Source organism: Pseudoalteromonas sp. NCCP-2140 (genome assembly GCF_023708065.1).
In the GTDB taxonomy this organism is placed as follows: domain Bacteria; phylum Pseudomonadota; class Gammaproteobacteria; order Enterobacterales; family Alteromonadaceae; genus Pseudoalteromonas.
In genome coordinates this window covers 83,285-105,373 of record NZ_BRCZ01000008.1, presented here as the reverse complement: position 1 = coordinate 105,373, position 22,089 = coordinate 83,285, and the positions used below count along the sequence as shown (strand labels likewise).

The window sequence follows — 22,089 nt, the reverse complement described above, 5'->3', positions numbered from 1 at the left end:
TCCCCAGAGCCAGCATTTTTGCTGGCTTTGTTCTATAAAATCAATCACACCATCTATTTTTTCGATTTTATCAATCGATTTAAACCCCAGTTTGTAAGTGGAAAGTTAATCAGAACAACTCTATATTTCACCCAACTTCTAACTGGAGACAACACAATGTTTAAGAAATCAACGTCAGCTTTGTCTAAAGTAGCTGTTGCGGTATCACTGTTGGTGGCAACAGGCGTACAAGCTACAAACGATATCAAATCAAACCAATTCTGGTGGCCAGAGCAATTAGATCTTAGCCAACTTCGTGCCCATGGCGCAGAGTCTGATCCTATGGGTCCTTACTTTGATTACAAAAAAGAATTCTTAAAGTTAGACCTAAACGCAGTGAAAGCTGATATTGAGAAAGTATTGACTGATTCTCAAGATTGGTGGCCTGCTGACTACGGTCACTATGGTCCGTTCTTCATCCGTATGGCGTGGCACGCATCAGGTACTTACCGTACTTTTGATGGTCGTGGTGGCGCAGGCGGTGGTCAACAACGTTTCGACCCATTAAACAGCTGGCCTGATAACGCGAACCTTGATAAGGCGCGTCGTTTACTTTGGCCTATAAAACAAAAATACGGTCGCAGCATTTCTTGGGCTGACTTAATGGCGTTAACAGGCAACGTTGCGCTTGAATCAATGGGCTTCAAAACCTTCGGTTATGCAGGTGGTCGTGAAGACGATTGGGAACCAGATTACGTATACTGGGGCCCTGAAGGCAAAATGTTAACTGACGAACGTCGTGACAAAAAAGGCAAACTTAAAGGCCCATTAGCAGCAGTTGAGATGGGCTTAATCTATGTAAACCCAGAAGGCCCTCACGGTAACCCTGATCCACTTCTAGCTGCAGAAGACATTCGTTTATCATTCGGCCGCATGGCAATGAACGATGAAGAAATCGTTGCGCTAATCGCCGGTGGTCACAGCTTTGGTAAAGCACACGGTGCGAAAAAAGCGACGTGTTTAGACAAAGAGCCAGCAGCAGCAGGTATCGAAGAGCAAGGCTTAGGTTGGAAAAACAAATGTGGTAAAGGTCACTCAGAAGATACCATCACATCAGGTCTTGAAGGTGCATGGACAGTGACACCAACACGTTGGTCAATCAACTACCTACAAAACTTATTCAACTTTGAATGGGTTAAAACTAAGAGCCCTGCGGGTGCGACTCAGTGGATCCCAGAAAATGGTCAAGCGTCTAACCTAGTGCCAGATGCGCACATTAAAGGTAAGCGTCATGCGCCTATCATGTTCACAACTGATATCGCGTTAAAAGCAGATCCTGAGTTCCGTAAGATCTCACAGCGTTTCTTAAACGACCCGAAAGAGTTCGAACTGGCATTTGCTAAAGCATGGTTCAAACTAAACCACCGCGATATGGGTCCACGTGCTCGTTACCTAGGTGACTTAGTGCCAGAAGAAGTATTAATTTGGCAAGACTATATCCCTGCAGTTGATCACAAACTAGTAGACAGCAAAGATATCGCGTCACTTAAAGCTAGCATCTTAGATTCAGGTTTATCTGTATCTGAACTAGTACGTGTTGCTTGGGCATCAGCAGCAAGCTACCGCGACACAGATATGCGTGGTGGTGCAAACGGTGCACGTATTCGCTTTGCTCCGCAAAAAGATTGGCCGGTAAACAACCCGAAAGAAGTAGCTAAAGTACTTAGCAAACTTGAGAAAATCCAAACTAAGTTCAACAAAAAAACATCTGGCGGTAAAGAAATTTCACTTGCAGATATGATTGTTCTGGGTGGTGCGGCTGCAATCGAAAAAGCAGCAAGCGACGCAGGTTTCTCTATCGCAGTACCGTTCAAGCCAGGTCGTATGGACGCGTCATTAGAAATGACTGACGTTGAATCATTCGAAGTACTTGAGCCAACAGCAGATGCGTTCCGTAACTACTACAGCTCAGCATGGAAATCACCGGCTGAAATGTTAGTTGAACGTGCTGATTTACTAAGCTTATCAGTACCAGAAATGACTGCATTACTGGGTGGTATGCGTGCCCTTAACGCAAATACTGACCAAACTAAACACGGTGTATTCACGAAAAAACCTGGCACATTAAGCAACGATTTCTTCGTTAACCTATTAGATATGTCAACGAAGTGGTCTAAATCTTCTGAGGAAGGTGTTTACGAAGGCCGTGACCGTAAGTCAGGCAAACTTAAGTGGACAGCAACACCAGTAGATTTAATCTTCGGTTCAAACTCAGAGCTACGTTCAATTGCTGAAGTGTATGCCTCTGACGATGCTAAACAGAAGTTCGTTGATGACTTCGTAGCAGCATGGACTAAAGTAATGACGCTAGATCGTTTCGACCTACGTTAACCCATATTTTCGCAACCAACAAAGCCGCTAAGTTAGCGGCTTTTTTTATTTTCGTTGATAATTTACTCGACAAGGCAGCGGTTTACGTTAAAAATAAAACTTTATTATTATATTTATTTGGACACAGGCATTAGGGATGATTGCGCGTTTTTTACTGCTTTTTGTTATCTACTCATTATGCCTAAGCATGACGACCCAAAGCCGTGCAGATAACTCCCCGATTGTTAATATCGATCAACGTAGCGTTGACCTCACTCAATTTGCTATGAGCTATTTTATTGATAGCACAGGCACTATGCCTCTTTCACAAGTTCAGCAGCAAAATTTTATCAACAGTAAAAACGAGCTTACTTTGGGCACTAACGCTAAAACAACGTGGTCAAAAATAGTTATAAAAAATAGCTACAGCGATACCCTACGCTTATTTGTGCATAACCCAGATGCCTATCATTTAGAAGAAGTCAGCTTTTACGAAACGCAATCAGCACAACTGATAAACCAATCGGTTATACAACTTGATAAAACAGGCCCTAAAGCCAATATGTTTGGTGGCAGTGCCGTGTTTTCGTTTTATATTGCCCCCAACCAACAAAAAACAATTTACGTAAAAAGCGTGACCTTTTCACATCAGTGGTTTGCATTAACGATTTATGATGAAGAGCATTCAAAGCGAGCCCTTGTTGGGAATGGTAATTACATTGCGCTGCTTGTCGGGATGATGTTAGCGCTGATGATTTATAACTTCTTCTTGTATTTATCGGCACGTAAAATCGAGAACATTGTTTACGCCCTGTATCTTATCTCTGGCACAGTGTGGGTGGCGCTGTCTTATGGCGTTGCTGCTAACTTCTTTGGTATTTTTAGTGCTGAGCTATTACAGCTCAATTCTAACTTACTGAGCATGCCAAGCTTTTTAGTAATTTTTGTAATGCTCATTTTCGAAACCAAAAAGCATTACCCTAAAGAGCATATCGCGCTGTCGATTATCTTGTTCCTACTGGTTGCTGACTTTATCTATAGCTTGTTCGATATTGTGGGGGCATTAAAACCTGCCAGTAGCTTGGCAGCTTTAATGATGACGGTGACATTTGGAGTATCTATTTCGCTGTGGCGCAAAGGAAACCCGCTAGCAAAATACTTTTTGCTCGGCCACTCTATGTTCGTTATTTTCAATATGCTGGCGGTGCTTTATTACAAGGGGATCAGCGACGCAAACGTGATAAATAGCCACGGTGTAGGCATAGGTATTTTGCTCGAAGCCTTAATGATGGCGTTTATTCTTTCTTATCGAATTAAGAGCCTCGAAAAAATTAAAGCACAGCAAACTGAGCTCAATCGCTTGGTCGATACAGATCCTATGACTGGCCTTTACAACCGCCGTTACTTTGACAGAAAAAGTGAAGAACTCATTGCTGCTATGGCAAGCAATCAGCAAGAGTTAACCCTGCTAATTGCTGATCTCGACCACTTCAAAAACATTAACGACACATACGGCCACGATGTTGGCGATAAAGTCATTATCGCATTTGCCAACATACTCACCTCAGAGCAAGGCCTTGCTGATATAGCCTGCCGTTACGGCGGCGAAGAGTTTGTGTTACTACTCAATTGTAACCTACTTGATGCTAAGCAAATTGCCGAGCGAATTCGCCAAAAAGCCCAAGAAACCTACATCACCATTGATGAGGTGCAAACCGTGCAATTTACCGTGAGTATTGGTGTACACAGCGTAGCTCATGCTTCAACAACCGTGAAAGAAACCCTCACCATTGCCGACAAAGCATTGTATAAAGCGAAAAGTAACGGCCGTAATTGTGTTGAAGTGGCTGCTTGAGGGGAAAGTTTCAAGTTTCAGAGCAACATAAGGCGTTAAAACCATTAGCTGAAATGAATGATGGTTGTTCCGGGTTGCTTTTTAGCTTGGTACATAGCCGCATCCGCTTCTTCTATTAGCTGGTTTGCTGCATACACACCATCGCCGATAAAATGCGCTGTCACACCAATACTCGCAGTGACTTCAATTGACTTACCTTTACAACTAAAAGGGGCTGAAAATTGATCCGCAATTTTATGTGCCAAGCGATTCAGAATCGTCGTGTTAGTTACACCTGAAATAGTCACTAAAAACTCATCTCCCCCCATTCTTATCACATAATCGGTACTTCTGACGGCAGCTTTAAGTTGCTTTGCAACCCATACCAAAACTTCATCGCCTAGTGCATGACCATGCTGATCGTTGATTTGTTTAAAATCATCTAAGTCGATATAAATAAAGCCCATTCCTTCAGCCACATCACCATTTTCACTAAATACATCATTTAATAATAGCTCTAGATAACGACGGTTCGGTAAATGAGTAAGCGGGTCAAGATTCGCAAGCTCAATCAAAGCCTGCTCTTTATTTTTTCGAGCTGAAATGTCACGCACAATCGCAAGTAGATAGCTTTTCCCTTGATGGTCGATATGACACACACTCACTTCTGTAGGAAAAACCTGACCATCTTTTTGTTTTAAGCACGACTCAAAAATAGTGGTTTCTTGAGCTTTTATACGCGCCACCCTTTCTTGCCATTTAGCCTTGGTATCGTAGTCAGGGTTAATGTCTGGAATGGTTAGTTTTAAAAGCTCCTCCTTTTCATAACCTAAGCACCTATAAGCAAATTGATTACAATTAAGGATTTGACCAAACTGAGGGGTTGCAACAAAGATGGCATCATTCGATTTATCAACCAAATGGGTCAACAAAATATCCGCGGCCGCCTCTTTATTGACTGTTGTTAAGTCAATAATTTGCGAAATATAACGCACAACATTACCGTCATTATCCATCTCGGCAACAATATTTAGCTGACAATAAATAGCATGACCCAACTTATGCATGTAACGCTTTTCGATTTGTAGGGGCTGCTCAGGAAACTGGTTAAGCTTGGCACGAATAGCTTTATTTAACTCTCTGTCATCAGCATGAGTTATAACAACATCATCAGCGTACACTTCATCGCCTTCGTAACCTAATAGTTGTTTTAGTGCCGGGTTTGCATATTCGAGTTTGCCGCTAGGCGAGGAAACAATGACAGGGATAGGTGTAATTTCTATTAACCGATAAATAGGATTAACAAACATCTGTACGTCATTAAGTTTCATGGGCAACCCGAGTCCAATACATTATTACTACTCAGTAAAATGAAAGAATAGACTATAAATCGGAAGTTAGCTTTAAGCGGAGAGTTGTAAGCTAAATTATGTAGGTCTTCATTTATGGCGTCATAAAAAACGCGCTAAAGCACGGCCTACAAGCAAGTGCTACCCTAGAACCTAGTTCCTAGAGCCTAGCGCCTGTGACCTGACCACTAACCACTAACATCTTTCCCCTTGCAACTCGCAACTAGCAACTAGCAACTAGAAACTCAAATCAACAATACTGCCCTGCTGCAAAGCCGCAGCTCCAAGCATATTGGAAGTTGTAGCCGCCTAGCCAACCGGTGACGTCGGTGACTTCGCCGATGAAATAGAGACCCGGTGACTTTTTCGCTTCGAAGGTTTTTGAGCTTAACTCGTCGGTGTCTACACCGCCAAGCGTGACTTCGGCTGTTCTGTAACCCTCTGTGCCGTTTGGCTTAATTTGCCAATTGTGAATGTAGTCATGTAACGCGTCGATTTGCGCATGGCTTAGCTGGTTTACATTACAATCAGGGATCGCTTTAGTATCGTGCAGCATTTCAACAAAACGCTTTGGTAAAATTGTCGCAAGGGTATTTTTTAGTGACTTTTGCCCTTGGCTTTGACGCCACTGTTCAAGCTGCTGTTTTAAATCGAGCTCGGGTAACAAGTTGATGTACACAGTTTGCCCTGCACGCCAAAAAGAGCTGATTTGTAAAATAGCTGGGCCCGAAAGGCCACGATGAGTAAACAAGATGTTTTCTTTAAACTGGGTGCCATCTTCACTGGTAACCAGACAAGGAATGCTGATCCCCGATAACCCATCAAAGCGCTCTTTATCATGCTGGTGTAACGTAAATGGCACTAATGCCGCCATGGTTGGTAGCACTGTTAAACCAAATTGCTCGGCAATTTTATAACCAATTGGTGATGCACCGAGCTTAGGCATGGTTAATCCGCCCGATGCGACAACTAACGACTCACATTGATAGCTGTCTTGCTCGGTAATAACTTCATAGCCCGCATCGGTTTTTGTCACGCTGAGTACTTCGTTACGCAGCGCTATGTTTACACCCGCCCACTCACACTCAGTTAAAAGAATGTCGACGATATCTTGAGCACTGTTATCACAAAATAACTGGCCCAGCGTTTTATGGTGATACGCCAAGCCGTGACGGTCCACCAGCTCTATAAAGTCATGCTGGGTATAACGACTTAAACACGATTTTACAAAGTGAGGGTTGCCACACAAGTAGTTGTCTGGGCTTGCGTTTTCATTGGTGAAATTACAACGCCCGCCGCCGCTAATTAATATTTTACGGCCCGGCTTTTTGCCCATATCAAGCACAGTAACATTGCGACCACGATAGCCTGCTTGTGCAGCACACATCAAACCTGCGGCACCGGCGCCAATCACAATTACATCTACTTGGGTCATTACTCATACTCACTAAAAAAATTTAGCTGATTATAACAAGTTATTGTCGCTGCTGTGTTAACACTGAGGTGTTTTTACAAAAAAGATAAAACCAAAAAACGAAATAAAGTAAAAACTCAAAACCGCAAAATTATAACTTTATTATGAGAAAACAACTAAAAAACACCATAAAAAGACTAATTTAGACGTCTATACACTTAGTTATAACCAAAATAGAGACAATCATAATAAAACGATATTTTAACTATATTTACATTTATTTTACCTTTGTCCCCCTTCGCGAAAAATATCGTGGAGATTTACATAACAATCTAGGGATCATTATGACAACTAACAACAACTTGAAGAAGTGCGCAATTGCACTGAGCTTGACTGCGTTGTTTGGGACGACGGCAGCAATGGCTACTCCAAACCAACTAATGTCACCATCTATGCAGGAAACTGCAGCGAAATTACAAGGCCAAGAAGGCTTTGGTACACAATTCATCATCAAGTATAAAAACAACAGTGACGAAATGATGACAATGTCGGCAGCAGAACAAACGCCGACTATGATGAACAAAAAAGCAAAAGGCTTTGTTAAAAACTTCACCAGCAAAAAAGGTAAAGTAAAAGCACAATATGTTCGTGCAATGGCGATGAATAATCACCACGTAATGCGTGCTGATAAAAAACTTTCTGCTCAAGAAGCACAAGAATTCATGCAAGAGATGGTTGCAACAGGTAACGTTGAATACATCGAAATCGACCAAATGTTAAAGCCATTTGCAACGCCTAACGACCCTCGTTATGACGACCAATGGCACTATTACGAGCAAGCGGGTGGTCTTAACCTTCCTACTGCGTGGGATACAGCAACGGGTAGCGGTGTGGTTGTTGCGGTACTTGATACAGGTTACCGCCCACACATTGATTTAAATGCCAACATCCTTCCTGGCTATGACATGATCTCTAACGTGTCTGTAGCTAACGATGGTGGTGGTCGTGATAGCGATGCACGCGATCCGGGTGATGCAATCAGCGCTAACGAATGTGGTTACACACATGGTGCGCAAAACTCAAGTTGGCACGGTACGCACGTTGCGGGTACTGTTGCAGCAGTGACTAACAATGGTGAAGGTGTTGCCGGTGTTGCTTACAACTCAAAAGTTGTTCCTGTACGTGTACTTGGTAAATGTGGTGGTTTAACTTCTGATATTGCTGACGGTATTATCTGGGCTTCAGGTGGTTCGGTTTCTGGCGTACCAGCAAATGCTAACCCTGCTGATGTTATCAACATGAGTTTAGGTGGTAGCGGTTCATGTAGCTCTACAACACAAAGCGCTATCAACCAAGCACGTAACAACGGCAGTGTGATCGTAATCGCTGCGGGTAACGATAACGATAACTCTGCAAACTACAACCCAGGTAACTGTAATGGTGTTGTAAACGTTGCATCTGTTGGTCGTAACGGTGGTCGTGCTTATTACTCAAACTATGGTAGTAACATTGACGTTGCAGCACCGGGTGGCGCACAAAGCTTTGCGAATGACTCTGAAGGTGTTTTATCAACACACAACTCAGGCTCTACAGGCCCAAGCAGCGATTCATATCACTACTCGCAAGGTACTTCGATGGCAGCACCACATGTTGCGGGTGTAGCTGCGCTAATCAAGCAAGCTAAACCATCTGCAACGCCAGATGAAATCGAAAGCATCTTAAAATCAACAACTCGTTCTTTCCCAGCAACATGTACAAGCTGTGGTACAGGTATTGTTGATGCAGCAGCCGCTGTTGCAGCAGCCTCAGGCACAACACCGCCACCACCAACGGGTAACGTATTAGAAGATGGTCAAGCACTCACTGGTTTAAGTGGCTCTGCTAGCAGCCAAACTTTCTACACAATGGAAGTGCCAACAGGTGCGACTAACGTAACCTTCACAATGAGTGGCGGTACAGGTGATGCAGACCTTTACGTTCGTGCAGGTAGCGCACCAACAACGTCAACCTATGATTGTCGCCCGTATAAAGGCGGTAACAACGAAGTATGTTCTATCGATAACCCAACAGCAGGCACTTACCATGTAATGCTCAATGGTTACTCTGCATACTCAGGTGTTAGCCTTGTGGGTGATTTAACAACTTCTGGCGGTGGTTCAGGTTCACCACAAGCAGGTGGCGGCACTGTGACTGATATCTCTGCAAGTGCTGGTCAATGGAAACATTACACACTAGAAGTACCAGCAGGTATGGCAAGCTTCACTGTTACGACGTCTGGTGGTTCAGGTGATGCTGACTTATTCGTTAAGTTTGGTAGCCAACCAACGTCATCTAGCTATGACTGTCGTCCGTACAAAAACGGTAACGCAGAAACATGTACATTCAGTAATCCACAAGCAGGTACGTGGCACTTAAGCTTAAATGCTTACCGTACTTTCTCTGGTGTAACATTGGATGCACAGTATCAACCTTAATAGTTGATCTCCTAAGTTCCCCCCCTGGGACTTTTCAGCCGGACTTACGTCCGGCTTTTTTGTATTTATATTGATATTAAAGCTTTTCGAGCACAGCTTCAGCGCGGCTTACTACAAACTCTTTGTCTTGTTCAACAAACAGCCCTGTTACCGTTTGGTTTTCAACGATCATCGCATAACGCTTTGAACGTACGCCACCAAAGCCAGCTGTATCTTTATCTAGACCAAGTGCTTTAGTAAAGCTTGCATCACCATCGGCTAACATACGAATATGCTCAGCGTTATGAGCTTCACCCCATGCTTTCATTACAAATGCATCGTTCACCGATACGCAGTAAATTGCATCAACGCCTTTCGAGGTAATTTTATCGGCTAGCGTAATAAACTCTGGTAAGTGGGCATTTGAACAGGTTGGCGTAAATGCACCTGGCACCGCAAATAGCACCACTTTTTTATCTGCAAATAATGCCTCTGTTGATAGGGTTTGCATGCCCTCGCTAGTTAATTCACTAAGGGTTGCTGCAGGTAAAGTTTGGCCTTGTTCGATCATTGTAATTCCTTGAAAGAAAATAAGAGTACAGAGTATATACCCAAAAAATTGAATACCGCATGATTTAAGGGCAAACAATGCAAACCATTGCTCGCCCCTTGAAGAGTTATAAACCTAAGCTGGTTTTAATGGTGTGCATTTGCTCTTGTAGGCGATGCTGAATATCACTAACCAGTGAGTTTGACTCACTTACCTGCCCTTTCATGCTCTGCATTGATTGGCTAAAGTTTTCGAGTAAGGCATTTTGCTGTTTAGCAAGCTCCATAGCATCAAACGCGACTTTATTAGCATCTTGCGCGTTATCGGCAACGCCTTCTGAATTCCGTTTAAGCTCTTGAGCATTTTGTGTTTGTAGCTCGGCATCGGTAGCCAGTGCACTAATTTGCTCTGATACCATGGTTGAGTTTTCACTTAGGCGGTTTAGCTGATTGTTGATATCATCAAGCGAGCCTTGCGTTTGTCTGGCAAGCTTTCGTACTTCGTCAGCGACAACCGCAAAGCCTCGACCATGCTCACCTGCACGTGCCGACTCAATCGCCGCATTCAATGCCAGTAGATTTGTTTGCTCAGCAATGTTTTTGATCACCTCAATAACTTGGCCAACATCATCAACGCCTTTTAATAGCTCTTTTAAGCTATCTAGACCTTGCTCAACGCGCTCTTCAGTGCGAGAGCTTGCGGTTAACATGCTCTCGGCAAAGCCTAAGCTCTGCTCCATCGCACCAAAGGTTTGTTTGGCGTTATCAGCAACTTGACCATTAATGTTATTGACCTGCTCACCAATGTGTTGAATATCAGTAAGTAAACCTTGGTTTTGTTCAACCTGAGAGTGGCTGGCATCCGTTTGCTGAGCAATGGTATGTAAGTGCTCGCTCATTTCTAGCATAAAGTCATTAATAACCTTAAGCATTTGTGCTCGCTCTTCTGCCTCACCACGCTGGCGTTCAATTAATTGATTAAAGTAATGGGCAATTTCACCAACTTCGGTTTTTGGGTTTTTACTCTCAATGTTTTTAAGTTCATTACTTTCAATCAAGAAGGCAAAGCCATCACGCAATTGGCGCAGAGGGTTAAGCACTTGGTTACGCTGTACAAAATACACACCCGCCGCTAAAACCACCAGCATGCCAATAGCGACACAAAACACGATAAACACTTGTTGCTTAAGCTGGCTTTGTTCATCTTTTAGTTTTTGCTCTGCACCGAGCACCGTTGCAGACAACGCGCCAATTTGTTCGCGCAGTGCTTGCATGCCGGTTTGTCGTTGCTCAGCTTGCTCAAGTGTTGATGCTAAATCACGAGGGAAACGTTTAGGCCAGCTTGTTAGCTCAGCTTTAATATCACCGGCTAAATCTTCTGCTTCTTCGCCAAAAAATAAAGCGTCTTCATCCACTTCACTCATTACACCTAGGTTTTCGAGTCTGTCGATTTTAGTAGCAAGGGCATTTAAGTTTTCAACACTTTGATTAAGGCTGTTTTTAGTGTCTTGATCAAAGTTGATCACTAACTTGTACGTATACAAAGCAAGTGATGTCACTTCGCTGTAGTAGTCAGCAGCAAGTTGATAATATTCAAGCGCAAGCGCTGTTTGCGGCTGTGCTTTACTTGCATAGCCAATTAATGATGAGGCAGAGCCTGCCATTTGTCTTAACGAGTTATCAAGCAGTGCCATTTCGTTACCCGATAGCTTACCTAAAGCGCGATACTTACCGTTAATGTCTTTATCGAGGGCTGTCAGTTGGCTATTTAGTTGACCCGCTAGATCATTTGGTAGCTCAGCTAAATGCTGCTTTTTAACATCGCTTATCAGCGTTGAGGCTTTATTTAAGTGTTGGCTGTCACCTTGCTCTAAATAATCATCAAGGTAACTTTTTAAATCAATAATGATGGTGTTTTTCAGCTTATTATAAGCGTTATCTTGCTGCTCTAAGCCGAGTAAGGTTTGACTGGCCCAGAACAAGGTGGCTGCCAGTAAGATACTGGCGAGTGTGAGTAAAACGGCCAATAGCCGAGTAAATGATGACACGCGCATAAACGATATTCCCAAGTAACGTTACGCGCGTAGAATATTAACCTTTTATGACAATTTGATGTAAACCGTAAAAAATAACAAGTAAAAGCGATATCAACTAACCAAAAAGGGTTAAATAAATACCAATTCGCTTAATATTGCGGATGGTATCAGACCATTGCAGCTTTTACGTATACATCAAAGCGGTTCTTCTTGGTTTTGATTTGCATACTCGGGGTTTTGTCATTTAGAAATGGAGCGTAATCAGGGCGCTTCACGACGACTCGCTTACTGGCAAGTGGATAAGCAAATTCTAATAGATCATCGGCATCGCTGTCTGCACCGACGAGTTCTTGGAATACTCGCATTTCCTTTTTAACAAGGGCTGATTTTTCACGATGAGGAAACATAGGATCTAAGTACACAACATCAGGTACTTCGTTACACTGCGCCAGTAAAGTATGGCTTGAGCCAAACACTAGGCTCATGTTTTCTTTCATCCAAGGGCCAATTTCAGCATCGTTATAGGCGCGTTCTAGGCCGTCAAATAATAGCGCAGCAACCACTGGGTGGCGTTCATGCAAAATCACTTTACAGCCTAGTGATGCCAGTACAAAGCCATCGCGGCCAAGGCCTGCAGTGGCATCAAGCACCACTGGCGTGGCACCTTTGTTTAACCCTACAGCCTTAGCTATTGCCTGCCCCTTACCACCACCAAACTTGCGTCGATGAGCTGCAGCACCCGTTACAAAATCAACATGAATAGCACCAAGCTTTGGCTCGTCCTTTTTCTTCAGGCTAAGACCTTGGTCGTCATAATGAAGCGAAAAGCCTGCATTTTGTTCAGCCCATTCGGCCAAACCAAAACGCTGTTCAATCGCATCTAAATAAGGACGCATTTCTTTAAAAGGACAATGAATTACCACGCAAAACTCCGAGCTATATTATTCGCCGCCAGTATAGCATGGCTTAAAATAGCTCGATATCCGTTTGTGAGGTCACATCTTCGGTCTCACTCGGCTCAGCCATTTTTTGTAAGCTTGCTAAAAGCTCACTACGCGATTCGATAATATGTTTTAGCTGAAACTTTATAAACGATAAGTCTTCATTCAGTGAGGTAAAAATCAGCTGAGTTTGCTTTAATTGCTGCAAGTGAAATGCGACTTCATCGCTGCCCGATAAACCACTTTGCTCAATAGACTTATTTAGCTCATCAAGTTGGGCGGCAAATTTCTCTACAGCATGTTCGCGCGAATCACTGTTTTGGTACATTTGATCAGATAACTCATTAAACGAGTTACCAATTTGCTGCGCCTGAGTCAGTGCCCGCTCATTGTTTTCCATATCTTGTACTTTGGCGTTAGTCACCTCAAGAATATGCGGGAATAGATCTTTATAACGACCATAAAGCTGGGCATCATCAAGTGGCATGTTTTTGATCAGCATCGACACTTTAGGGTAATTAATAATAGTGCGATGGCTAAAATCAACAAAGCGATTTGCATCACGATGTTTTTCGAGCAGCTCTTGCTCAAGTGGACACACCCCGCCCTCAGCACTACAAAATATGCCTACATCTTGATACCAAAACGCCAGTACGACATCGAGCTCCATCGGATTAAAAAACTCAAACATATGCTCAGATAACGCTTTGATATCGTGTGCATGATAGCTTTGCCCAACATAGCGCATTATACGACCCATATCACCTGAATCTGTCATCGCGATTTCGGCAGTAATTTGCGCTCGCTCTACATCACTTTTAAGCTTTTTAGAGTGCTGACGATATTGATATAACACGCGAATACGTGCCATCAGCTCTTCAGCATTAAATGGTTTTACAATGTAGTCAGCAGCACCTGCGTTATAACCTTTTACACGGTCTGGTAGGTCAGCTTTACCCGATAAAAACATCACAGGTGTGTCTTTTGTTTGCGGGTTAGCTTTTAATTCGTTACATACCTCAAAGCCTGTTTTTCCCGGCATTTCGATATCAAGTAAAATGATGTCAGGATTGTACTTTAACGCTTGTCTTAATCCTTCGTCGCCATTTTTAGCATGGATCAGTGTGCAAAAGCCCGATAGCGATTCCTCAATCACATGATGGATATATTTATCATCATCAATGGCTAATACAAGTTTTGACATGCTTAATTCCTATAAACTCTTTTTTAAGAAGGATAGTACGAGAGCGTGATTTTGCGAAGAAATATTAATAAAAAAAGCGCCTTACGGCGCTTTAGATCAACAAATTTTATTATGCAGCAATGCCGCTATGTCTAAGTAGTGCATCAACTTGTGGTTCGCGTCCACGGAACTTTTTAAATAGCTCCATCGGCTCTTCACTGCCCCCTTTCTCTAAAATGTTCTTTAGGAAAGCTTCGCCCGTGGCTGGGTTAAAGATGCCTTCTTCTTCAAATTTAGAAAACGCATCAGCCGAAAGCACTTCAGCCCACTTGTAAGAGTAATAACCTGCGCTGTAACCGCCAGCAAAAATGTGGCTAAAGCCATGTTGAAAGCGGTTAAATGCTGGCGCTTTAACAACGGCCGTTTTACTGCGCACATCATCAAGAGTTGCTTGAATGTTACATGGCTCACCCGCTTTGTAAGTATGGTGAATAGTAAAGTCAAACAACGAGAACTCAAGCTGACGCAGCATTTGCATACCTGATTGGAAGTTCTTCGCCGCTAGAAGTTTATCTAATAACTCTTTTGGTAACGGCTCATCTGTTTCGTAATGACCCGAAATAAAGCTCAGCGCTTCTTCTTCGTAGCACCAGTTTTCAAGGAACTGGCTTGGTAACTCAACCGCATCCCATGCAACACCGTTAATACCTGCAACTGGCGCAGCATCAACTTGTGTCAACATATGGTGAATACCATGACCAAATTCATGGAATAACGTAGTCACTTCGTTATGCGTAAACAAAGCAGGCTTATCACCCACAGCTTTATTAAAGTTACACACTAAGTACGCAACAGGGGTTTGTAATTCGCCGTTAGCACGTACTTTACGACCCATGCAGTCATCCATCCACGCGCCGCCGCGTTTGCGATCACGGGCGTATAAATCTAGATAAAAGCGACCACGTAAAGTATTGCTGCTATCGTAAATTTCGAAAAAACGTACATCAGGGTGGTAAGTATCAAACTCTGTGACTTCTTTTACGCTAATACCAAATAAACGATTTACAGTAGTGAATAAGCCACTTAAAACTTTATTGGCAGGGAAATATGGGCGCAGTACTTCATCAGAAATAGCATACTTCTCTTGCTTAAGTTTTTCGCCGTAGTAAGCGTAGTCCCATGCAGCAAGCTCAGTCACACCGTGCTTGTCTTTTGCGTAGGCAGTTAGCTCAGCAAGCTCTTGCTCAGCTTGTGGTTTAGACTTAGCTGCTAAATCTTCTAAGAATGAGAAAACTTGTTCTGGCGTTTCTGCCATTTTAGTCGCCAATGACATATCAGCGTAGCTGTTAAAGCCAAGTAACTCGGCAAGTTCATGACGAAGGGCAAGCTCTTCGCTCATAATGGCAGAGTTATCAAACTCACCGGCATTAGGGCCTTGATCAGATGCGCGCGTCACAAACGCAGTGTAAAACTCTTCACGTAACTCGCGGTTATCAGCATAAGTCATGATTGGTAAGTAAGATGGAAAATCTAACGTGAATACCCAGCCATCTAGCTCTTTGCTTTTAGCTGTATCAGCACCAAGGGCTAACGCAGACTCTGGTAAACCAGCCAGTTCGCTTTCATCTGTAATGTGCTTTTGCCAAGCGAGTGTGGCATCCATTACATTATTACCAAACTTAGAGGCCAGCTCAGATAAACGCGCACTGATTTCGCCATAGCGCTTTTGTTGCTCAGGCTTTAAAGCAATACCAGATAGCTCAAAATCACGCAGTGCATTAGTAATGGTTTTTTGCTGGGCAATCGTTAGTGTTTTAAATTCGTCACTGTTGTGAAGCTCGTTGTAAGCATCGTATAAACCTTGATGCTGACCAACAAACGTTGAATACTCAGATAACAACGGCAAACATTGCTCATAGGCTTCACGTAGCTCGTCGTTATTAACGACAGAATTCATATGTGATACCGGTGAAAATAAGCGTGATAACTTGTCATCAGCTTCTTCAAGCGGAAGCACCAAATCATTCCATGTGTATGATTTAGTTGCCAGTACCTCATCTATTTTGGTACGACACTCAGCAATCGCTGCTTTTAATGCTGGCACTACGTGTGCTGGTTTAATTTTAGAAAACGGCGGAAGCCCTTCTAAACCAATGAGTGGGTTATTTTCTGCAATTGTCATTTTCGTTCTCAAATTTTATGCGAAGATGATTTTGAAGTTGGGGCGAATTGATGAAATACAAGGGGCTTAACCTTGGTCTTTATTATGCTATTATCAACTTATTACTAAATCGATTAATTTATAAAAAACTATCTATTTTTGAGGACAAACTATGGCTCAGCATTTTGATTACATTGCAATTGGTGGTGGTAGTGGCGGTATTGCCTCTGCAAACCGTGCAGCAATGCGTGGCGCAAAAGTTGCTCTTATTGAAGCAAAACACATGGGTGGCACCTGTGTAAACGTGGGTTGTGTTCCAAAGAAAGTTATGTGGCACGGTGCACAAATTGCTGAAGCAATTAACGCATATGCACCTGACTACGGCTTTGATGTTGAATTAAAAAGCTTTAGCTGGGCTAAATTAGTTGAAAGCCGCGAAGCGTATATTGGCCGTATTCACCAAGGTTACAACAAGTACTTATCTAGCAATGGTGTAACTGTAATCAATGGCTTTGCTAAGTTTGTTGATAACAAAACAGTTGAAGTAAACGGTGAGCTATACACGGCAGACCATATCCTTGTTGCTGTTGGTGGCCGCCCTACCATTCCTAACATCCCAGGCGCTGAGTTTGGCATTGATTCGAACGGCTTCTTTGAACTAGACGCACAGCCTAAGCGTGTTGCTGTGGTTGGTGCAGGCTACATTGCCGTTGAAATCGCTGGTGTACTTCATAGCCTTGGTACAGAAACACACCTGTTTGTTCGTAAAAACAAACCACTACGTACTTTTGACCCATACATTGTTGATACGCTGGTCGATATTATGGCTAAAGAAGGCCCGACTCTTCACACTGATTGCACACCTAAAGAAGTGGTTAAAGAAAGCGATGGTAGCTTAACAATTCACTTTGAAAATGGTCACAGCCAAAACGTTGATGAAGTTATTTGGGCAATTGGCCGCACACCTACAACTGACAAGATCAACCTTGCTGCGGCAGGTGTTGAAGTAACTGAAGGCGGTTACGTTAAAGTAGACGAATTCCAAAACACCACAGCTGAAAACGTATACGCAGTTGGCGATATCATCGAAAACGGTATTGAGCTTACGCCAGTAGCCGTTAAAGCGGGCCGTACTCTATCAGAGCGTTTATTCAATAAAGAATTACCTGATGATTTAAAAATGGATTACGAGCTAGTACCAACGGTGGTATTCAGCCATCCACCAATCGGCACAATTGGTTTAACAGAGCAGCAAGCAATTGATCAATACGGCAGCGATAACGTTAAAGTATATAAATCAAGCTTTGCAGCAATGTACACAGCGGTTACTCAGCACCGTCAAGCATGTAACATGATGCTAGTGTGTGCAGGCGAAGACGAAAAAGTTGTTGGCTTACACGGCATTGGTTTTACCGTTGATGAAATGATCCAAGGTTTTGCCGTTGCAATGAAGATGGGCGCAACCAAAGCAGACTTCGATGCTGTTGTGGCTATTCACCCGACTGGCTCAGAAGAGTTTGTAACGATGAGATAAACTCGCGTTGCGAGTCAATTTTAAAACCTTGTGGTGCTGCCACAAGGTTTTTTTATGCCTATGATTACAAAGTGAGGGTGAGTTGTTAAACTCAGTTAAAAGAATAAAAACGTAAACTACTTTGCAATCAATCACTTTATTTCCTGTACACCTTGTACAGTGCATCTTTCTGTTTCAAATGTTATTTGGTGCATTATTAATTAATAGCCAAAAACAAAGTCGTTCCTTGGTGCTGCTGTTTGCGTTTCAAGGCTGTGTATGTGCCTTTAACCTGCTAGAAGGGTTAGGGTTTTCTAGTTACTTAATCACCCCTGCATTTACATTACTGTATGGGCCTATGATTTACTTTTTTACCTTGTCGATTACAGGTAAACAGCCCTTTAAAACATCACACTACGCGGTTCACTTAATTCCTGCGGCTATTTCCTTGGTCTTTACCCACTACACGCAAGCGATCATTTTACTTGGTTCGCTCAGTCAACTTGGCTACTTCTACTTTGCTTATGGCATTTTAAAGCGCTATCACAAACAACTTATGCATGCGCGCTCAGATGCTGAGAGCCTTAAACTAAAGTGGCTGATCAAGGCATTATTTATTTTTGCCATTATTGTCGTATTCGATTTGCTGCGTATGAATGTGCAACCAATCACGCCGCTCGATTTAAAGATGCACTGGTATTTATTAAACGAAATACTGTTACTGCTGATGTTTAGCTTTTTGTTGTTTCACACCATCAAAAATAGCTTTCAATTCGAGCCAGTCACATTGTCTGAAGAACCCGCAGCTGATCAAACTGATTCGTCTGACGAGCAACTTGCGCAGCAAATTTTCTCAACCATTGATGGCTTGATTATTAACGAATCGCTATATCGACAACCTAGGCTCTCACTGAACGACTTAGCAAATCAAACCGGGCTCGGTAGTAAAGAAATATCTTGGGCTATTAACAGCACAACGGGAAACAACTTTTGTGAGTACATCAACCAGCATAGAGTGAATGATGTTAAACGCGAAATAGAGCAAGACTCACCTCAAAAACTCAGCCTGATAGAGCTGGCATTTCAAGCTGGCTTTAATTCTAAATCGACGTTTAATGCCGTGTTTAAAAAAGAAACGGGATTAACACCGAGTCAATTTAAGAAGCAAACGCAAAATAATTAGCTCATAAAACAGACAAAAAACGTCCTAAATCCTATTTTAGGACGCTTTTTTACAACCCAAACGCTAATTTAAACAAAAAACAGCTTTGAGACTCCTGATGAACAAGTCCTATTTTTTACTACTCACATTGTGCCTATTAATAAACTTTTCGGGTTTTGCGTTTGCAACGAATCACTCTTTAGAAGTAACGAATAAAGCCTTAAAAGTACAACCAAGTCGTGTTGGTGCAAGCGACCCAATCGCTTACTTTCAATCGAAAACAGCAGCAATAGAGTTTGCTAAACAACAAAACTGGGCTCAGGTGAATAAACTCACAGAAAAGCTCATTAATGAATATCAACATGATGGCGATACTTGGTATTTACTTGGTCTCAGTTATTTTCAATTGGCCGATTATCAAAATGCCAGCAATGCTTTGAAACGCGCACTTGCAATTGGAACTAGCTTAAAAGGCATTCCTAATGGGGCCAGTAACCCTAACGATTTAATGGTGAAAATTGCAGAGGCATATGCAGAGCTTAATAACCAACAGCAAGCCGAGTATTGGCTTAAAGAAGCACTGGCAGCAAGATGGGATGACCGCCCAACACTTGCTGGCACCAGCTTATTTAAATCTGGTATTAACCCTCACTTTGAAGGCTTTGCGCAATCAGCCAGTTATAAATCACTTGCGGGTAATAATTTGGATACTGAACTCAATCGAGATCAACAATGGCGCGCCGATTTAGCGTTTTTAGTTGCAGAGATTAAACGTTTACACGTGGCAATGTATCAGAACATGAGCTCACAACAGTTTGCAGAAAAAGTAGCTGAGATTGATAAATCGATTCCTGATCTGACTGATCAGCAAATTGTTTTTCAATTTATGGAGCTAATTGCATTACTTGGCAATGGTCATAATCTATTGATCCCAGCTTGGGGTGAAAAAGGCAACTTTCAGCAACTACCATTTCAGTTTTATCAATTTAGTGACGGCTTATACATCACCAAAGCGAGTAGCGATTACCAACAATATGTTGGCTATAAAGTTGAGGCATTTGCCGATACACCAGCCCAGCAAGCTCTTGAGTTAACTAAGCGTGTTAATGCTCGCGATAATGAAATGCAAACCCTTTGGCTAGGCCCATATTATTTAAGTTTGCTTAATGTGCTAAACGGGCTTGGCATTAGCAAAGGTAACGAGGTAACACTCACGCTCAGCTCACCAAAAGGCGCTATCACCACAATTACACCAGCGCTCAAATCAATGCAATTTGCAGGCTTTCCTAAGTTACCAAAACTTGCTGAACACCCCACACTTAGATACTTAGCAAAAAACAAGATGCCGTTTTGGAGCGAACAAATCAAAACAAATAAATTACTGTATGTGCAATTCAATGATGTGCGTAATAGCAAAGATCTCACACTTGCTGAATTTGCCATGCAGCTACAAGAACAGATCAAACACGATGACATTGAACACATGGTGCTAGACCTTCGCCATAACAGTGGTGGTAATGGCTCGCTCACCCCACCTTTGGTGGCAACGGCCGCATTTTTTAAAGTATTAAAGCCACAAGGAAAATTATTTATATTAATTGGCCGCAATACGTTTTCGGCAGGTCATGATGTAGCAGTTAAGATAGCCAATATAGTGCCAGCGATTTTTGTAGGTGAATCATCAGGCACCCGCCCTAATGTGGTAGGTGAAGCAGGCTGGTTTAACCTGCCATACAGTAAGCAAACAGGCCTTATTTCGAGCCAATTCCACCAGCAAAGCCGCGCGGAAGACCATCGTATTTGGTTAGCACCCGATATGCCAATTACGCTTTCTGCAAAAGACTACTTTGCAGGTGTCGACCCGGTAATGGATGCCGTTTTAACTATAACCAAGCAATAAACAGTGCTGGCACAAACCTTGTAACTGTTAATAAAGTAACCAGTTATAGCAAGAATTTGCCCTTGTTTACTGTGTAATTAAGCAATTATTACGCAGTAAACAAGGCATTTTTACAAGGAGGCACTGTGTCTAAGTCTGCAATTTTATATCGCATGGTGACCGATGAGCATATTTGCCCATTCGGTTTAAAATCAAAAGATTTATTAGAGCGTCATGGCTACGATGTTGATGATCGTCATTTAACCAGCCGTGAGCAAACTGACGAATTCAAACAGCAGCATGATGTAAAAACTACACCACAAACCTTTATCAATGATAAACGCATTGGCGGTTACGATGATTTGCGCGACTTTTTTAATCTGCCCGAGGCAGGTCAGCAAGGTACTAGTTACACCCCTGTATTAGCGATTTTTGCAGTGACCATGTTACTAAGCTGCGGTTTTACTTATGCCAGCGGTGAAACTTTATTTTCTATGCAAAATCTGATGCTGTTCGTGGCATTATCAATGGCGGTATTAGCGATACAAAAGCTGCAAGATTTATTCAGCTTTTCTAACTCATTTATTACCTACGACTTACTAGCCATGCGTGTCGTGCCCTACGCCTATGTTTATCCATTTATCGAGGCGTATGTAGCGATAGGTATGGTGGCTAAATTACCCGCCTTAGCTGTTGCACCATTTTCATTATTTATTGGTGGTATAGGTGCGATATCGGTTATTAAGGCTGTGTATATCGATAAACGAGAACTGAAATGTGCCTGTGTTGGTGGCGACAGTAATGTGCCGCTCGGCTTTATCTCACTAAGTGAGAACCTATTTATGATAGCCGCAGGTATATGGATGCTTAGTACGCTTTAGCATTTAACTTGTATGTGTATTAGTGGCTTAATTAAACAATTTAAGCCACTTTAGATTTGATGTTAACCACCGGTACGTAAGTCGCGCTCAAATTCACTTTCAGTTTTAACCGGGTGACAGGTCGATTTCACCGAACCTTTATTGCTGTCATCGTCATCTGTACTAAAAATGGTATAGCTATAATCAGTTTCGAGTTCACCGCCTAAACACTCATGTTCAGCGTAAATCTCATTTGCAGAGCCATCTTTTACTGCCTGTGATGCACAGCCTGTAAACATTAAAAGCGCTATTAAAACTGTAAAAACTTTCATATCGTTATCCCCAAACTTACGTTTTTATTTTTACTGTAAGAAATAAGTTAACTATAAAGTACCTTTATTGGTAC

Annotated in this window: 15 protein-coding genes; 7 read left to right on the top strand and 8 right to left on the bottom strand. The window is 42.5% G+C overall.

The window, feature by feature from the left end; translation table 11 throughout:
* The first annotated feature begins 156 nt into the window (after positions 1-156).
* Both katG and NFU46_RS15545 read left to right on the top strand, forming a co-directional pair.
* On the top strand, positions 157-2,370 hold the full coding sequence (gene katG, locus NFU46_RS15550) for a catalase/peroxidase HPI (protein WP_251603042.1): 2,214 nt from the start codon (positions 157-159) through the stop codon (positions 2,368-2,370).
* 136 nt (positions 2,371-2,506) lie between these two features.
* A complete protein-coding gene (locus tag NFU46_RS15545; protein ID WP_251603041.1) occupies positions 2,507-4,204 on the top strand; it encodes a diguanylate cyclase in 1,698 nt (565 codons plus the stop codon).
* Positions 4,205-4,248: 44 nt separating this feature from the next.
* Here the strand turns inward: NFU46_RS15545 and NFU46_RS15540 are convergent, their stop codons facing one another.
* Both NFU46_RS15540 and NFU46_RS15535 read right to left on the bottom strand, forming a co-directional pair.
* Positions 4,249-5,514 carry a bifunctional diguanylate cyclase/phosphodiesterase gene (locus NFU46_RS15540; RefSeq protein WP_251603039.1) on the bottom strand — a complete coding sequence of 422 codons (1,266 nt, stop codon included), beginning with the start codon at positions 5,512-5,514 and terminating at the stop codon, positions 4,249-4,251.
* Between the two features lie 268 nt (positions 5,515-5,782).
* Positions 5,783-6,967, bottom strand: coding sequence for an NAD(P)/FAD-dependent oxidoreductase (locus NFU46_RS15535; RefSeq protein WP_251603036.1), 1,185 nt, complete (start codon positions 6,965-6,967; stop codon positions 5,783-5,785).
* Between the two features lie 323 nt (positions 6,968-7,290).
* Between NFU46_RS15535 and NFU46_RS15530 the strand changes: the two genes are divergently transcribed.
* Positions 7,291-9,420: a S8 family peptidase gene (locus tag NFU46_RS15530; RefSeq protein WP_251603033.1), complete on the top strand. Its 2,130-nt coding sequence runs from the start codon at positions 7,291-7,293 to the stop codon at positions 9,418-9,420.
* 76 nt (positions 9,421-9,496) lie between these two features.
* On the opposite strand, the gene NFU46_RS15525 is transcribed toward NFU46_RS15530, so the two are convergent.
* From NFU46_RS15525 to prlC, 5 genes are all read right to left on the bottom strand, one after another.
* On the bottom strand, positions 9,497-9,970 hold the full coding sequence (locus NFU46_RS15525; RefSeq protein ID WP_251603030.1) for a peroxiredoxin: 474 nt from the start codon (positions 9,968-9,970) through the stop codon (positions 9,497-9,499).
* A gap of 106 nt (positions 9,971-10,076) precedes the next feature.
* The gene (locus NFU46_RS15520) at positions 10,077-12,002 is read right to left on the bottom strand and encodes a methyl-accepting chemotaxis protein (RefSeq protein WP_251603027.1); all 1,926 of its coding nucleotides are present in this window, start codon (positions 12,000-12,002) and stop codon (positions 10,077-10,079) included.
* Between the two features lie 149 nt (positions 12,003-12,151).
* The gene (locus NFU46_RS15515; protein WP_251603024.1) at positions 12,152-12,907 is read right to left on the bottom strand and encodes a class I SAM-dependent methyltransferase; all 756 of its coding nucleotides are present in this window, start codon (positions 12,905-12,907) and stop codon (positions 12,152-12,154) included.
* Positions 12,908-12,950: 43 nt separating this feature from the next.
* On the bottom strand, positions 12,951-14,129 hold the full coding sequence (locus NFU46_RS15510) for a two-component system response regulator (protein ID WP_062565980.1): 1,179 nt from the start codon (positions 14,127-14,129) through the stop codon (positions 12,951-12,953).
* A gap of 109 nt (positions 14,130-14,238) precedes the next feature.
* Positions 14,239-16,290, bottom strand: coding sequence for an oligopeptidase A (gene prlC, locus NFU46_RS15505; protein WP_058583821.1), 2,052 nt, complete (start codon positions 16,288-16,290; stop codon positions 14,239-14,241).
* 151 nt (positions 16,291-16,441) lie between these two features.
* Here prlC and gorA point away from each other — a divergent pair, with 151 nt between their 5' ends.
* The 4 genes from gorA (at position 16,442) to NFU46_RS15485 (ending at position 21,704) form a co-directional block, all read left to right on the top strand.
* Positions 16,442-17,803, top strand: coding sequence for a glutathione-disulfide reductase (gene gorA, locus NFU46_RS15500; protein ID WP_251603021.1), 1,362 nt, complete (start codon positions 16,442-16,444; stop codon positions 17,801-17,803).
* Between the two features lie 178 nt (positions 17,804-17,981).
* Complete coding sequence (locus NFU46_RS15495) at positions 17,982-18,965, top strand: AraC family transcriptional regulator (RefSeq protein ID WP_251603017.1); 984 nt, start codon at positions 17,982-17,984, stop codon at positions 18,963-18,965.
* A gap of 97 nt (positions 18,966-19,062) precedes the next feature.
* On the top strand, positions 19,063-20,844 hold the full coding sequence (locus NFU46_RS15490; RefSeq protein ID WP_251603014.1) for a hypothetical protein: 1,782 nt from the start codon (positions 19,063-19,065) through the stop codon (positions 20,842-20,844).
* A gap of 125 nt (positions 20,845-20,969) precedes the next feature.
* Positions 20,970-21,704: a glutaredoxin family protein gene (locus tag NFU46_RS15485; protein WP_251603011.1), complete on the top strand. Its 735-nt coding sequence runs from the start codon at positions 20,970-20,972 to the stop codon at positions 21,702-21,704.
* Positions 21,705-21,766: 62 nt separating this feature from the next.
* On the opposite strand, the gene NFU46_RS15480 is transcribed toward NFU46_RS15485, so the two are convergent.
* The gene (locus NFU46_RS15480; protein ID WP_251603008.1) at positions 21,767-22,015 is read right to left on the bottom strand and encodes a hypothetical protein; all 249 of its coding nucleotides are present in this window, start codon (positions 22,013-22,015) and stop codon (positions 21,767-21,769) included.
* Between the last annotated feature and the right edge of the window lie 74 nt (positions 22,016-22,089).